The sequence below is a fragment of the Methyloceanibacter sp. genome (assembly GCF_050728395.1).
Taxonomy (GTDB): domain Bacteria; phylum Pseudomonadota; class Alphaproteobacteria; order Rhizobiales; family Methyloligellaceae; genus Methyloceanibacter.
In genome coordinates this window covers 1-14,409 of record NZ_JBOHJB010000071.1, presented here as the reverse complement: position 1 = coordinate 14,409, position 14,409 = coordinate 1, and the positions used below count along the sequence as shown (strand labels likewise).

Below are 14,409 nucleotides of genomic sequence, written 5' to 3'. Positions count from 1 at the left end.
TGTGAAGAAGGCGGCGTAGAAGGACGACCCAATCACTCGGTTGTCATTGCCCGGCTTGACCGGGCAATCCAGTAAGCAAGGTGGTGCGAAAAGCGATCCGAGGTCTGTGGCTACTGGATGCCCGCCTTCGCGGGCATGACAAGAACGTGGGTCAAGCCCGGCAATGACTTCGGTCAGGGCCCAGCCCACCAGGTGCCGATTTGATAGCCGTAGATCGGCGTGTCGGCCGGCCGCTTCAGCCTGCTCCAATAAGCGAGCCATTGCGCCGGCAGATGGAACAGGGGCACGACGTAGTCGCCGGACAACAGGAGACGGTCGAGCGCCCGCACCGCGGCGACGAAGCTCTCGCTGTCTTTCGCCTCAAGCAAGGCCTTGATCGTGGCGTCGACGCCGGCGCTTTTCACCCCGGCATAATTGTACGTGCCCTCGACCGCCGCAGCGTCGCTTCCCCAGCGGAAGGACTGCTCATTGCCCGGCGACAGCGACACCGGCCAATCATATTGGATCATGTCGAAATCGTAGGTTTGCTTGCGCCGCTGATATTGCGCCGAATCGACCTGGCGGATGCGCGCTTCGATGCCGACCTCCTGCAAGGCGCGGGCATAGGTCAGCAGCAGCCGTTCCTCGGCTCTGGTGGTGGCCAGGATCTCGAAACTCACGGGCTCGCCGGTCTTGTCGCGCAGCTTGCCCTTGTCGAGGCGGTAGCCGGCCTCTTCGAGCAGAGCCAGCGCCTCTTTGCGCCCCTCGCGGTTTTCGCCTGATCCGTCGCTGACCGGGAGGGCGAACGTCCCGTCCATGATCTTGGGCTTGACCTCGCTCGCATAGGGCGCGAGCAGCGCCTTCTCCCGCTCGTCAGCTGGCCGCCCATGCGAGGAAAGCTCAGAGCGTGCAAAGTAGCTTTCAGTGCGCGCGTATTGACCGTGATAAAGCGTGCGGTTGATCCATTCGAAATCGAAGAGCCTGATCAGAGCCTCGCGCACGCGGCTGTCGGCGAAGAGCGGGCGCCGCGTGTTGAACACCAGCGCCGACATGCCGGCCGGCACCGCGACGGAAAACTCCTCCTTGACGATGCGGCCGTCGCGCACCGCCGGGATGTCGTAGCCTTCCGTCCAGCGCGTGGGATCGTCCTCCGGCCGTGCGTCGATGGCGCCGGCCTTGAAGGCTTCGAACATGCTGCCGGCGTCACGGTAATAGTCGAAGCGGATCTCGTCGAAATTGAACTGGCCTTTGTTGACCGGAAGCTTGGCGCCCCAATAGTCCGGATTGCGCTTGAAGGTGAGGCTTGCGCCGGGCTTCACCTCGCCGACGAGATAGGGCCCGCTGCCGATGGGCGGAACGAAGCTGGTCTTCTCGAAGGTTTCAGGATCGATCAAATGGTGCGGCAGCACCGGCATCAGGCCCATGATCAGCGGCATCTCGCGGTCGCCGCTCCCATCGAAAGTGAACTTCACCGTGCGGTCGCCGGTTTGTTGGACCTTCGTGACCTTCTGATAATAGGAGCGGTGGTTGGGGCGCCCGTGATCGCGCAATAGCGCGTGCGAGAAAACCACGTCGTCCACGGTGATCGGCGTACCGTCGGAGAACTTTGCCTCGGGATTGAGCGTGAACTCGACGAAGCTCCGGTCATCCGGCGTATCGACTTTCTCGGCGATCAGGCCATAGAGCGTGAACGGCTCGTCGTAGGCCCGCGCAAGCAGGCTCTCATAGACATAGTCGCGGATGCCTTCGGCGCTCTCGCCTTTGACGATGAGCGGATTGAGGCTGTCGAAGGAGCCACGCTTGGCGAGCGTGAGCCGCCCTCCTTTCGGTGCATCCGCATTGGCGTAGGGAAAATGAGTGAAGCCTGCAGGCTCGGCGGGACTGCCATGCATGGCGATGCCGGGGGCTGGCTCGCACTGGCCGCTACCCGGAAGCAACAAGAGGAGAAAAATGAGGAACGAAAGGGCTTTCAACGGCGACGGGGTGTGGCTATAGATGCTTCCGCATTGCAGCATGGTTATCAGGGTAGCATGGCGCGGCAAGGCTGAAAGGTCCGAGGCGGCAGAGACCTTGCTGGAAACTGCGGAAGGAGCGCAGCCGCGCCGGACGGCGTATCGGGAAGCTTTCCGGGCGCCGCCCAGCCACGTCTACGCCTCATTTCGGGTATTGACCCTAGGAGAGGGCTGCGGGGGAAGCCGAGGTCGAGTGCCGGCTGAATCGGGGCCCGCAGAAACGAGGAAAGGTCGGTTATGAACTCGTCGATGGATCGATGGAACACGTTCCGCCCGTTGGCGGGGCCGGCATTGCTTGCGGCATGTGCCTTGGCGCTCGGGACGACTTTGGCGGTGGCGCAGGAAACCACGGCGCCCAAGGGAGCCCCTGCGGCGCCCGCCGCGGCTCCAGCAGCACCGGGAACCGGAGCGGCAGCGGAAGAGTCGGCATGGGTGAAGCTTTGCCTGAAGAACGAGCAGACCGCCAACAAGCAGGTTTGCCTCGTCAATCATGAGGGGCTCGAGCCCAATACCGGCATGGTGCTGGTGGCCGCCGCGGTGCGCTCGATCGAAGGCGAGGACAAGCAGCATTTGCTCGTCAGGCTGCCAACCGCCTATTCGCTGGTGATCCCTGCCGGCGTGCAGATCAAGATCGACGACGGCGAACCGATCCAGTTGCAATATGCCGTCTGCTTTCCGACCAGCTGCCAGGTCCAGATGGAGCTGTCGAAGGACATGTTCGACAAGATGCGGAAGGGCAAGCAGATGGTCGTCGCTGCCATGAATATGCAGCAGAAGGCCATGGCCTTCCCGGTTCCGCTCACCGGCTTCGGCAAGACCTTCGACGGGCCTCCGGTCGACAACGCCAAATACGAGGAGGCACGGCGCTTGATGATGGAGAAATTCCGCCAGCGTCAGATCGAGCTCGCCAACAAGGCGGCCGAGGCGCAGCAGAAGAAGGAGCAGGGCGGTGGCCAGGCTCAAGCCGAGGGCGCCGCGCCCAACGCTACCGTTGCGCCGCCAAAAACTGCTCCGGCAGCGCCGCCGCAATAAGGCGAGCGCCGCGCGCTTCAGCTCTCAACACAAAGGCCGCGCCGAAAGCGCGGCCTTTTCGTTTGTTGCGCTCCAGTAAAAATTAAGGCGCGTTAACTCGCCGTGCCCGGCCTTGCGCCGGGCATGACGCAGAGTGGCTGTCTCGACAGAAGAAATTCGAGGCCGGCCCGCTCAGTGCTCCTGGACGAAGCGGTAGCGGAAGATTCCGTCCCTCAGATCCTCGAACAGCTCCGACACCTGAGGGTGGCGCAGCGGCTCGTCGGACACGTCCGGTATCAGGTTCTGCTCCGAGACATAGGCGATATATTCGCTGTCGGCGTTCTCGGCGAGCAAGTGATAGAAGGGCTGGTCCTTGGCCGGCCGCACCTCCTGGGGAATGGAGCGATACCACTCCTCGGTGTTGGAGAAGCTCGGGTCGATATCGAAGATCACCCCCCGGAATGGATAGACCCGATGGCGGACCACCTGGCCAATCTGAAACTTGGCGCTGCGGACGACTGACATGGTTGTGATGCCTTTCCCCCGAAGTCTTTGTCTTCGATAAGACTGTGGGTCGGAGGTACTGTCAACGGCAAATGAGGCTTATGCAGAACCTCAAGACCAGCGCCGATTCGACCACATGAATTGCTCGGGATTTTCCCTGATCCAGAACTCGAAATGCCGCTGAATCGCCGCGGTAATGTTGCGGATGTCTTCCGCCTGATTGTTGGTGCGCGGGATGCGCAACTCATTCACGTTGATGTCGAAGCAGGCACGCTTGCCGATGCGCACGCAACGCCCGATCCAGATGCGGGCGCCGACCCTGCGCGCGATCATGGCCGCGATCGGCATGCTCTTGGCGGGGTAGCCGAAGAACGGCACTTCGATCCCTTGCGCGTCGTAGAGGTCGGAGATGAAGCCGAGTCGTCCGCCCTGGCGCACATAGTCCATGATCAGCCGCGCCGTCTTCTGTCCTTCCTCCTTGCCAGGGGCATGGCGGCTGCCGAACAGACCGCCTGGATAGAGGTCTTCGCGCTGCGACCGCAAGTAACGGTCGACATAAGGATTCTTGACCAGGCGGTACACCCCGCCTGGTCTCACGCCAGCGAGCGTGATCGGCCACATGCCAAGCTCCCAATTGCCCATATGCATGGTGACGATCAGCACTGGCCCCATCTTGTCCTTGTAGCGCGCGATGACATGGCCGTTGGTGACGTGCAGCCGGTCGGGCTGTTTGAGGATTCGGTCGATGTTCATGGTCTCGACCATGACGCGCCCGAGATTCTCCCACATGCGGAGCGCGATCCCTTCGCGCTCTCCGGGCGTCTTGTCGGGAAACGCACGTTCGAGATTGGCGAGCGCGCGGCTGTGCCTGCGGTTGTACGGCGCGATCAGCCGCCAAAACTTCGCCGAGACCGACCCCGCCAGGTCGACGGGGAAGAGGCGCACCAGTCCGATCAGGATCCTGAGGCCGAGATACTCAAGCCGGTAGCGCAGGTCGCGTAGCGGCGGGATGGCTGGAGCATCGGCCATTGGCTTTGCTTGGGCCTCGATTGGGGCGTGCAAGGGTGAGAGGCTCCTCGTGGCAAATCGCGGCTTGAGCGTCAAGCTCGCGTTGGCAATGTCTTCACTGTGCACCAGGACGCATCAGGCTCGGAAGCTCTGTCGGCGGCATCATACCGATGCGCATGACGAGACGCCGCAACGGCGGCAGCGCGTTCAAGCCATGCGAGACGATGCCACGGGCGGCCCGCAACGGCAGGAAGCCCGAGAGCAACGAGCGGCTCAAGAGATCGATGCCGTAGGTGCGGGTCAGCACGTCGACTTTGCGGGCACGGTCGTAGGCGCTCAGCATTTCGTCGCTGCCGGGATCGCCGCCGCGCTTCCGCGCTTCGCCCACGCAGTCGGCGAGCGTCGCCGCATCGCGCAAGCCGAGATTCAGTCCTTGCGCGCCGATGGGTGGAAGAATGTGCGCGGCCTCGCCGACAAGAGCGGTGCGGCGCCCGGCAAGGGTCTCCGTCGCCAATCGCGCAATGGGAAACCGCGCCCGCGCGCCGACCTCGTCCACCTGCCCGAGAAGCCCTTCGAGCCTGTCTTGCAGGGTAGCCGCGAAACCTCCCAAATCGAGCCGCATGACCACCTCGATCTCCTCGGTATCGGCGATCCAGATCACGCTTGAGGCGTGAGCGTCAGTCAGCGGCACGGTGGTGACCGAGCCGCCCTGGCGGTGTAGCTCGATGGAGACACCGCGATGCGGCGCGCGATGGGCGAAGCTCGTGGCGATCGCGGCCTGACCGTAAGCCTGCTCGGAGGCGGCAATGCCGGCAGCTTTCCGGCAGATCGAGTTCCGCCCGTCGGCGCCGGCAACGAGCCGCACGCAAATCTCAGTGCCTTGCGCGCACCTCAACCTGGCGTGGCTTGGCGTGAGCTCGACCCGCTCGACATTTGCGGGATAGAGCGCGGCCACGCTGCCGGCGGCCTTTGCGTACAGAAATTCGACGAGCACGCTGTTGGCAATGTTGTAGCCGAAGGCGTCGAGCCCAAGCTCGCTTGCCCTGAATTCGACGTCAGGCGCGCGGAAGAGGCTTCCTGAGGCATCGATGATGCGAATGGCCTTCAGCGGCGCGGCATGAGGCAGGATCGCCTCCCACACACCGAGCGCCTTCAGCATGTCGACCGAGCTTTCCAGAAGCGCCGCGGTCCGCGTGTCGAGGGGCTGCTTGCTGTGGGGCAGGGGGGCCGGACCGATCAAGGCCACGCGGGAACCGCCATGAGCGAACGCAAGCGCGGTGGCGAGACCGGCGGGACCGGTGCCGACAACGGCAATGTCGATGTCTATCTCTTCAGCCAAGATCTGCTCGCAAGTCGATTGCAGGCGAGGCTCGTCCCCGCCCCGCGGATTTATAACCGGACACAGCTTGCGGACGATTAGCGGCTTTTTTGCCACGGTCGACGAGGAAATGTTGCGACAGCGATTTTAATCCTTCCACGCAGGGCGTCCCGAAAAGTAGTTCTAGCGACCTCCAAAACAAAGCAATCCCGCCATATTGCTAATCACGACAAGACCGGTAGAGTTTGCGAGAGAAGGGCGCGAGCCCGAATCGAGAAGCACCGGGGGGGACTGCATAATGTCTGGGGGATTGAGCCTGCGCCATCGCGTCTTGGTCGCCACCGCAGCCGCGGCGCTCATGGGCTCGTTTGTACATGAGCCTGTCAAAGCCGCCGACCTTGGCGGCGATTGCTGCGCCGATCTGGAAGATCGCGTCGCCGAGCTCGAAGCCACCACCGCCCGCAAGGGCAACAAGAAGGTGACGTTGACGCTGTACGGCCAGGTCAACCGTGCCGCGCTGTTCTGGGACGACGGAGCTGAAAAAAATACCTACGTCGTCGACAACAACTACGAGTCCTCTCGCTTCGGCGTCAAAGGCAACGCCAAAACCGGCTATGGCGATTGGCTTGCCGGCTACCGGCTCGAAGTCGAGCCGACCGGGGCAAACTCGGCGCGGCTCGACCAGTTCGATGACGACAATGCAGACGATTCCGTCGGCCCTCTGTTTGTGCGCCATTCGTACATGTACCTCAGCAGCAAGAAATACGGTGAGGTGCGCTTGGGCCTGACGGCAACGCCGATCTACAACATCACCAAGGACACCAACGTCACCGAGCTCGAAGACACCATGCACGGCGACAACCGCATGATGCAGAGCTTCTTCTTGCGCCCCGAGGGCTTCGACAGCGCGGAGGGGCTATCGACGCTCCGCTGGCAAAGCATCTCCCGCTGCTACAGCTCGAGCAACGCGTTTGTCTGCTCGACGCGGCGCAACGGCGCCGCCTACTGGTCGCCGACGGTCGCAGGGTTCAGCGCCTCGGCCGGCTGGTACGAGGACGACGATTGGGGCGCCGCCATCCGCTACAAGAACGAGTGGGGCGAGAACTGGGAAGTCGGCGCCGGCTTCGGTTATGAAGACTTCCGCGACGAGCGCTTGCAGAACGGCGGAGGCGGCGTGGCCTCCGGCGCCAATCCGCCATTCCCGCCGCCGAACAACGTCACCTTTTTCCAGCGCGACATTCAGGAGTATGGCGGCTCCGCCTCGATCAAGCATAAGCCCACCGGACTCTTCGCCTACAGCGCCTTCATGTGGTCCGATCAGGGCGATTCGAACACTATCAATGCCGGCTTCTATACCGGGACGAGCGCGCCGCTGATGAATTCTTGGGACATGAATTTCGGCATCCAGCGCAAGCTCGGCTTCCTGTCGTCCTTGGGCGACACCTCCTTCTGGGGCGGATACGAAGAGATTCACAATGGTCTCGGCGCCGGCAGCAACGGCGACGGCGGCAATCTCGGCCAGATTCCTGCCAACCGCTTTCTCAAGGCTGGCACCTTTGCCAATGTGCAGGTCCCGACCGAGATCACCAGCGCCGAGGTTACGCGCTGGTCTCTCGCCTTCGATCAGGCGATCGATTCTGCCAACATGCATCTTTACGCGGTCTACCAACATCTGACGCCCGAGGTCGATCTCGTGACCCGCGACCCGTCGGTATCCCCGAACGGAAAGCTCAAGAGGGTGGACGCCCCGCTCGACGACTTCGATCTCTTCTACACTGGCGGCCGCATCTACTTCTGAGTTCTGAGCCTCGTTTTTCCGACTGAGGGTTCCCCAAACTCCCCTTAAGGCCGCCCGCGACGCGGCCCTTTTTTTGGCCCGCCCCGTCCATGGTGGCGAGAAAGTCACAGTGTCTTGGAAGATCCTTCTCATCCTTGCGCTCTGTTTAGATCATCTTTGCTCGGCAACTAGGTTTCGTCCCATTGGTGCAGGACAACCTTCGCCACTTTGGGAGATCAACGGAGGGAACTTCGCATCTTTCGTGCAATCGAGTTGCCGTCGATAGAGAGAAAAATTATTCGCGAATTTGCCGTTGAGGCGACTAATCCATTTTGTCGCCTGTCGTTGACTGGCAACAGGCAGTCCTAAAACTTGGCCTGTCTTTGCGCTGTCACGAGACTGTCACCGCTCGGCTTTTAGGCTTGCGCCATCGAACGCAAGGCCAAGCCGGCAGCGATGCCCGGTTGCCTCGCGCCTCAAAGGTACACAGAGAGCACGGCTGTCGGGGACGAAAAAGCGCCAGGCTTCAAAGGCGGCATTCAAGCAACCAAAATGGTGGGGTGTCATGATTGGGGGATTGAGCGGGACAGGGCGGCTGGCAATTGCCGCGATTTTCTGCGCCGTGGGCGGCGCGGCCGGTTTGGAACAGCGAGCCGAAGCTGCCGATCTCGGCGGCGATTGTTGCGCCGATCTTGAGGAGCGCGTTGCCGATCTCGAGGCGACCACGGTGCGCAAAGGCAACAAGAAGGTGTCGGTGCAGCTTTACGGCAAGGTCAACTACGCCACGATGTGGTGGAACGACGGCGGCGAACAGAACGTCTATGTCGTCAACAACTACAATGAGTCGACCCGTACCGGTTTCAGAGGCAAGGCGAAGATCGCCGACGGTTGGGATGCAGGTTTCCGCCTTGAGTGGGAATACCGACCTGCAGCCTCATCGCTGTTGAACCAATTCAACGACAACAACCAGCAATCTAGCGCAGCCGACCTCGTGGTTCGATGGTCGCAGATGTATCTCGCCAGCAAGGCATACGGCACGTTGAACTGGGGCCTGACCGGCACGCCCAAATACGACATCACCAAAGGCTCAATGGAATACGTCTCCACGATCAAGGGCGAAGGCGGCGGCCTGTCGGATACGATGACTTCCGACTTTCGCATGAACCCCAGCTTCCGCTTGCGGCCTACCGGCTTCAACAATGCCGAGGGACTGTCGAGCCTGACCTGGTCGAACATCGCCCGCTGCTACAGCTCATCAGACCAATACAACTGCTCGACGCGCCGCAATGGCGTCGCCTACTCGACGCCCGAGTTCAAAGGGTTGTTTGATGGGTTTAACGTCCAGTGGGGCTGGTTCGAGGACGACGATTGGGGCGCCGCTCTTCGCTACAAGAACACCTTCAACGACACGTGGATGCTAGCTGCCGGCGTTGCTTACGAGAATTTCCGCGATGAGCGGTTGCAAGCAGGCGGCGGTGGCGTGGCGTCAGGTCCGATCATCATTCCTCCGTCGACGACCAAGCAGACCTTCTTCCAGCGCAACTTTGACGAATGGGCCGGCTCGGCTGCCGTTAAGCACAAGCCGAGCGGCCTCTTCGCCATGGGCAATTTCAGCACGTCGGAGTCTGACGATACCAATGTCATCGGCTTCTACACCGGCAACAAGGCGCCAGACATGAGCGCTTGGGACGTTCAGGCGGGCATTCAGAAGAAGTTTTGGGCGCCCGGTGAAACCGCCTTCTGGGGTGGCTATGGGCAGGTCAACGATGGCTGGGCGCCGGGCAGCAACGGCAATGGCGGCAATCTCGGCGGCATCGCTGCTGACAGCATTCTGAGGGCAGGCACCTTCGCCAGCGTCACTGTCCCGACTGAAATCGTGGGCTCCGAGGTCGATCGCTGGTTCCTGGGCTTGGATCAAGGCTTCGAATCCGCTGCCATGCACCTCTATCTAGTCTATCAGCACTTCAATGCCGACCTTAGCTTGGTGACCCGCGATCCCTCGGTCTCTCCGAACGGAAAGCTGAAGAACGTGCCGGTGTCGATCGACGACTTCGACTTGATCTATTCGGGCGGGCGCATCTATTTCTAACTCGTGTCCCCCTTCCCGGGACCAAGACTGAGGCCGTCATTCGCGGCGGCCTCGGTCTCCACTTGCACGGAACCACGATGGACGACGTGAGCTCGCGCGAATTGATCTGCCGGCCTTTGGCTGCCCTGAAGGACAACAGAGCCGAGGCCGAACAACGCGAATCCGATTCGCCCCGGATGGCAGAGAATGGCGTGCCGGTGGCCAATTATCGCCCGGGCCTCTACGTCATGATGGATTGGGTTGCCTCTCGCCTGCACAAAGCCGGCGCAGCTCTATTGGTCCTGATCTCCGACGGTGAGGAGGCTGAGTGCCTTTCGCTCCTGTCGCTGTGCTTGGGGGTGTAGGTCCTACGAGCGCGACACTCTTCAGCTGTTCGTTTCCCGGCTGCAGTCTCTAGAATTTTCCCAGCGAAAACATGTAATTGCTGAAGCCTACGCGGGCGCATGGCCAATGCCGCGCCTGCACTCTGGCGCCTCATTGGCACCGGCAAATCGCTGTTGCTCTAGTGCAACGCTAGGATGGAAAAAACCCACCGTTGTCCGGTTGTCATGAGAACGTCATTGCTCAGCTTCTAGGTTTACCGACGAAACGCAGTGGTTTTGCCGGCTTGAGTTCGGCAGGCCTCGCGTGAACAGAGGGGACTGGGCGGCTCCATGGGGAAAGGAGCCGAAATCGGCAAATAGAGCGTATTCAACACAAATTGGAGGGGTCATGACCGGGGGATTGAGGGGGACCGCCAGCCTAATGGCGATCGCTGCCCTGACTTGCGTAATGGGAGCGACGGTCTTCGTTGCCAAACCGGCCAAGGCGGCCGATCTCGGCGGCGATTGTTGCGCCGATCTCGAGGAGCGCGTTGCCGATCTCGAGGCAACCACGGCGCGCAAAGGCAACAAGAAAGTCTCAGTGCAGATTTACGGCAAGGTCAACTATGCCGCGATGTGGTGGGACGATGGCGGCGAGCAGAACTTCTACGTCGTCAACAACTACAATGAATCGACCCGCACCGGCATCAAAGGCAAGGCCAAGATCGGCGGCGACTGGGAAGGTGGCTACCGCCTTGAGTGGGAATACCGCCCCGCTGCCTCTTCGTTCTTGAACCAGTTCAACGACAACAACCAGACGGGGGCTAGCTCACTAGACCTCGTGGTCCGTTGGTCGCAGATGTACCTCGCCAACAAGAACTACGGCACCCTGAACTGGGGCCTGACCGCCACGCCGAAATACGACATCACCAAAAATGCGATGGAGTACATCTCGACGGTCAAAGGCGAAGGCGGCGGCCTTTCGGACACCTTGGTCTCCGATTTTCGCATGAACCCAGCCTTCCGCTTGCGGCCCACTGGCTTCAACAATGCGGAAGGGTTGTCGAGCCTCACCTGGTCGAACATCGCCCGCTGCTACGGCTCGTCAGACCAGTACAACTGCTCCACGCGCCGTAACGGCGTCGCCTATTCCACGCCCGATTTCAAAGGGTTGTTTGAAGGCTTCAACGTCCAATGGGGTTGGTTCGAGGACGACGATTGGGGCGCTGCTCTGCGCTACAAGAGAACCTTCAACGACACCTGGATGTTCTCCGCCAACGCCGCCTACGAGAATATCCGCGACGAGCGTTTGCAGGCTGGCGGCGGCGGCGAGGCATCGGGTCCGATCATCATTCCTCCGTCGACGACCAAGCAGACCTTCTTCCAGCGCAACTTTGACGAATGGGCCGGCTCGATTGCCGCCAAGCACAAGCCGACCGGCCTCTTCGCCATGGGCAATTTCAGCACGTCCCAATCTGACGACACCAATGTCATTGGCTTCTATACCGGTGACAAAGCGCCCGACATGACCGCCTGGGACGTTCAGGCTGGCATTCAGAAGAAGTTCTTCGCACCCGGCGAGACCGCCTTCTGGGGCGGCTATGGCCAGGTCAACGATGGCTGGGCCCCGGGCAGCAACGGCAATGGCGGCAATCTCGGCGGCGTCGCTGCTGACAGCATTCTGAAGGCCAAGACCTTCGCCAGCGTCACTGTCCCGACCGAAATTGTGGGCTCAGAGGTCGATCGCTGGTTCCTTGCCTTGGATCAAGGCTTCGAATCCTCTGCCATGCACCTCTATCTTGCCTATCAGCACTTCAATGCCGACGTCAGCCTGGTGACGCGGGATCCGTCGGTTTCTCCGAACGGAAAGCTGAAGAACGTCCCGGTGTCGATCGACGACTTCGACCTGATCTACTCGGGCGGCCGCATCTACTTCTAACCCACCTCCTACTTCGGGAACCAAGACCGCCCTTCGGGGCGGTCTTTTTTTTGCGCACCCCTGGATTGCGAGAGCCGGACCGAAGGCTGTGGCCACGCTGCCACAGACTCTCGCCAGGCATGGGAAATCTTCCAGTCTTAGCAGGCTCTTAACCGCCTTTGCGACAGGCTTGAAATCGAGCCTGCACGCGCTCATCTTGTATGCGGAGAGTAGACCATGCGGAATCGTGCGCTTGCGGCCGGCGTTATTGCTGCCCTGTCGATCGGGGCTGCGCCCGCATTCGCCTTCCAGGAGACGCCGGAAGCGCCTCCAGAGATCTTGCAACTTGCGCCTGAGGCCAAAGACCCGGCCATGCAGTTGCAAACGCCCGCCACCGGAGCGGCGCAAGCCCCGGAGAAGAGTGGCGGGGCAAAGATCTTCGGCTTCAGCATTCTGCCCAAGCTCGATTTCGGCCTCGAGTTGCTTTACAGCGAACCGCAGGCCGCTGATCTGCAGCAGGTCGCGCCACCGGAAGACAATGAAGACCTTACCGTGCTCGGCAAGGTCAAGCGCCACTTCTAGGACCGCACCGTCCGCCGGCGCCGCTTCCGGCTTCCGCATTTCTCATCGTTGCTTCTGCCGCATACATCCGGCAACGGAGGGCGCATGAGCGAGCGCGTGTGCGCGGCGGCGGTTCACCTTCTCACCGCGACAGGCGCCGCGTTTGCATTGCTCGCGCTGATCGGCGCTTCGCGCGGCGACTGGCAATGGATGTTCCTCTGGCTCGGCACCGCGCTCATCGTCGACACCGTCGACGGGCCGCTCGCCCGCCGCGTCGGCGTGGTCAAAGTGCTGCCGCGTTTCAGCGGCGAGCGTCTCGACCTGATCGTCGATTTCCTCACCTATGTGGCGGTTCCCGCCTTCGCGCTCAGCCAGTCCGATCTGTTGCCGGAAGCCTTTCGCTTGGCTTCAGGCATCGCCGTCATCCTGTCGAGCCTGTTCCATATGGCCGACCAGGAGAGCAAGACCAAGGACGGCTATTTCGTCGGCTTCCCCGCCATCTGGAACGTTGTCTTGCTCTATCTCTTCGCCTTCACGCCTGCGCCCTTCGTCTCTCTCTTCATCGTCGCGTTTTTCGTCGTGCTGACCTTCGTTCCGATTCTCTGCGTGCACCCGGTTCGCGTGGTGGAACGACGCCCCGTCACCATGCTCGTGACCGTTCTATGGGCGGTCGCCGCCATCGGCGCCGCCGTCAACCCATTTCCGTCGCCGCTATGGGTGAGGGTGCTGCTGCTCGGATGCGCCGCCTATCTCGTCGGCGCCGGCGCGCTCCATACGCTCCGCGATCGGAAGGCCCGATGAGCTTGGCTTGGCCCTGCACCGGCCTTGACCTCCAGGCTATTTGACCTGATCTAGGGCATCGGGCCCCATCAAACGGCACCGGCGGAATTAGACTCATGTTCGAATGGCTGACCGATCCGCATATCTGGGCGAGCTTCATTGCCTTGAGCGCAATGGAGGTCGTACTCGGCATCGACAACGTCGTGTTCATCTCGGTCATGGTCTCGCGCATGGCGCCCGAGCAGCGGCTGATGGCGAGACGCATCGGCCTGTCGCTGGCGCTCGTGTTCCGCGTCATCATGCTCGCCGGCATCGCCTGGTTCATCCATTTGACCACGCCGATCTTCTCCATTGGCGGCTACGACTTCTCCTGGCGCGATCTTGTGCTCATCGCCGGCGGGCTGTTCTTGCTGGTGAAGGGCACCCGCGAAATGCATCAGGACATCGAGGGAGAGCACGAGGAGGCGGGAACCTCGCGCGTCGTCGACACCCTGACCTCGGCCATCATCCAGATCGCGGTCATCGATCTCGTGTTCTCAATCGACTCGATCATCACCGCTGTCGGCATGGCCGATCATGTCGAGGTGATGATCGCCGCGGTGGCCGTCGCCATCCTGGTGATGTACTTCGCATCGGAGCCGGTGGGGGCCTTCATCGAGCGGCATCCGACCACCAAGATGCTGGCGCTGTCGTTCCTGCTGCTGATCGGCGCGGCCCTGATCGCCGACGGCTTCCACTTCCACATCCCGCGCGGATACATCTATTTCGCCATGGCGTTCTCGGCCGCCGTCGAAGCCATTAACGTCATCGCGGTGCGCAACCGGCGCAAGCCGAAGGCGGCAAGAGAGCGGAAGGAAACTGAGGTTAACCCTTAACGAGCTTGACTTCGCCACGCAACTTCCCCGCCTCAGCCGCAAATTGACCGCTTTTGCGCGGCGCTATCGTCCCCCTCATGCGACGTTTAGAAAAACAAGGGGAAGTCATGAAAATCGGAGCACTCGTGTTGGCCGCTGGCCTCGCCCTGCCGGCGCTTCCGGCCACTGCCGAATCGATTACGCTTGCCGGCGACGAGCTGCGTCAGGCCATCAGCGGCAAGACCGTTTATCTCAACGTTTCTGGGTTCGAGCTGCCCATCGTCTATTCGGCCAAC

12 protein-coding genes are annotated in these 14,409 nt (G+C 61.6%); 8 read left to right on the top strand and 4 right to left on the bottom strand.

What is annotated here, in order from left to right:
• Positions 1 to 173: 173 nt before the first annotated feature.
• The gene (locus ACREC7_RS12425) at positions 174 to 1,994 is read right to left on the bottom strand and encodes an extracellular solute-binding protein (protein WP_431556002.1); all 1,821 of its coding nucleotides are present in this window, start codon (positions 1,992 to 1,994) and stop codon (positions 174 to 176) included.
• Positions 1,995 to 2,240: 246 nt separating this feature from the next.
• Here ACREC7_RS12425 and ACREC7_RS12420 point away from each other — a divergent pair, with 246 nt between their 5' ends.
• Positions 2,241 to 3,023: an invasion associated locus B family protein gene (locus tag ACREC7_RS12420; protein ID WP_431556001.1), complete on the top strand. Its 783-nt coding sequence runs from the start codon at positions 2,241 to 2,243 to the stop codon at positions 3,021 to 3,023.
• A gap of 171 nt (positions 3,024 to 3,194) precedes the next feature.
• On the opposite strand, the gene hspQ is transcribed toward ACREC7_RS12420, so the two are convergent.
• The 3 genes from hspQ to ACREC7_RS12405 form a co-directional block, all read right to left on the bottom strand.
• The gene (hspQ, locus tag ACREC7_RS12415) at positions 3,195 to 3,527 is read right to left on the bottom strand and encodes a heat shock protein HspQ (protein WP_431556000.1); all 333 of its coding nucleotides are present in this window, start codon (positions 3,525 to 3,527) and stop codon (positions 3,195 to 3,197) included.
• A gap of 90 nt (positions 3,528 to 3,617) precedes the next feature.
• Complete coding sequence (locus tag ACREC7_RS12410) at positions 3,618 to 4,535, bottom strand: lysophospholipid acyltransferase family protein (RefSeq protein ID WP_431555999.1); 918 nt, start codon at positions 4,533 to 4,535, stop codon at positions 3,618 to 3,620.
• A gap of 94 nt (positions 4,536 to 4,629) precedes the next feature.
• A complete protein-coding gene (locus ACREC7_RS12405) occupies positions 4,630 to 5,853 on the bottom strand; it encodes an FAD-dependent monooxygenase (RefSeq protein WP_431555998.1) in 1,224 nt (407 codons plus the stop codon).
• A gap of 277 nt (positions 5,854 to 6,130) precedes the next feature.
• Between ACREC7_RS12405 and ACREC7_RS12400 the strand changes: the two genes are divergently transcribed.
• From ACREC7_RS12400 to ACREC7_RS12370, 7 genes are all read left to right on the top strand, one after another.
• A complete protein-coding gene (locus ACREC7_RS12400) occupies positions 6,131 to 7,630 on the top strand; it encodes a porin (RefSeq protein ID WP_431555997.1) in 1,500 nt (499 codons plus the stop codon).
• Between the two features lie 544 nt (positions 7,631 to 8,174).
• Positions 8,175 to 9,698 (top strand): porin, encoded by a 1,524-nt coding sequence (locus ACREC7_RS12395; protein ID WP_431555996.1) that lies wholly within the window; start codon positions 8,175 to 8,177, stop codon positions 9,696 to 9,698.
• A gap of 77 nt (positions 9,699 to 9,775) precedes the next feature.
• Positions 9,776 to 10,042, top strand: coding sequence for a hypothetical protein (locus tag ACREC7_RS12390; protein WP_431555995.1), 267 nt, complete (start codon positions 9,776 to 9,778; stop codon positions 10,040 to 10,042).
• A gap of 400 nt (positions 10,043 to 10,442) precedes the next feature.
• Positions 10,443 to 11,939, top strand: a complete 1,497-nt coding sequence (locus ACREC7_RS12385) for a porin (protein WP_431555994.1) — start codon at positions 10,443 to 10,445, stop codon at positions 11,937 to 11,939.
• Positions 11,940 to 12,155: 216 nt separating this feature from the next.
• Positions 12,156 to 12,500, top strand: coding sequence for a hypothetical protein (locus ACREC7_RS12380; protein WP_431555993.1), 345 nt, complete (start codon positions 12,156 to 12,158; stop codon positions 12,498 to 12,500).
• Between the two features lie 84 nt (positions 12,501 to 12,584).
• Positions 12,585 to 13,280, top strand: coding sequence for a CDP-alcohol phosphatidyltransferase family protein (locus ACREC7_RS12375; RefSeq protein WP_431555992.1), 696 nt, complete (start codon positions 12,585 to 12,587; stop codon positions 13,278 to 13,280).
• Between the two features lie 95 nt (positions 13,281 to 13,375).
• On the top strand, positions 13,376 to 14,134 hold the full coding sequence (locus ACREC7_RS12370) for a TerC family protein (RefSeq protein ID WP_431555991.1): 759 nt from the start codon (positions 13,376 to 13,378) through the stop codon (positions 14,132 to 14,134).
• The last annotated feature ends 275 nt before the right edge of the window (positions 14,135 to 14,409 follow it).

Excerpts from the sequence above, each read along its gene's own strand:
- ACREC7_RS12425 (WP_431556002.1), bottom strand. The coding sequence starts at position 1,994 with ATGCTGCAATGCGGAAGCATCTATAGCCACACCCCGTCGCCGTTGAAA.
- ACREC7_RS12385 (WP_431555994.1), top strand. The coding sequence starts at position 10,443 with ATGGCGATCGCTGCCCTGACTTGCGTAATGGGAGCGACGGTCTTCGTT.
- hspQ (WP_431556000.1), bottom strand. The coding sequence starts at position 3,527 with ATGTCAGTCGTCCGCAGCGCCAAGTTTCAGATTGGCCAGGTGGTCCGC.
- ACREC7_RS12410 (WP_431555999.1), bottom strand. The coding sequence starts at position 4,535 with ATGGCCGATGCTCCAGCCATCCCGCCGCTACGCGACCTGCGCTACCGG.
- ACREC7_RS12400 (WP_431555997.1), top strand. The coding sequence starts at position 6,131 with ATGTCTGGGGGATTGAGCCTGCGCCATCGCGTCTTGGTCGCCACCGCA.
- ACREC7_RS12370 (WP_431555991.1), top strand. The coding sequence starts at position 13,376 with ATGTTCGAATGGCTGACCGATCCGCATATCTGGGCGAGCTTCATTGCC.
- ACREC7_RS12390 (WP_431555995.1), top strand. The coding sequence starts at position 9,776 with ATGGACGACGTGAGCTCGCGCGAATTGATCTGCCGGCCTTTGGCTGCC.
- ACREC7_RS12380 (WP_431555993.1), top strand. The coding sequence starts at position 12,156 with ATGCGGAATCGTGCGCTTGCGGCCGGCGTTATTGCTGCCCTGTCGATC.
- ACREC7_RS12395 (WP_431555996.1), top strand. The coding sequence starts at position 8,175 with ATGATTGGGGGATTGAGCGGGACAGGGCGGCTGGCAATTGCCGCGATT.
- ACREC7_RS12375 (WP_431555992.1), top strand. The coding sequence starts at position 12,585 with ATGAGCGAGCGCGTGTGCGCGGCGGCGGTTCACCTTCTCACCGCGACA.
- ACREC7_RS12420 (WP_431556001.1), top strand. The coding sequence starts at position 2,241 with ATGGATCGATGGAACACGTTCCGCCCGTTGGCGGGGCCGGCATTGCTT.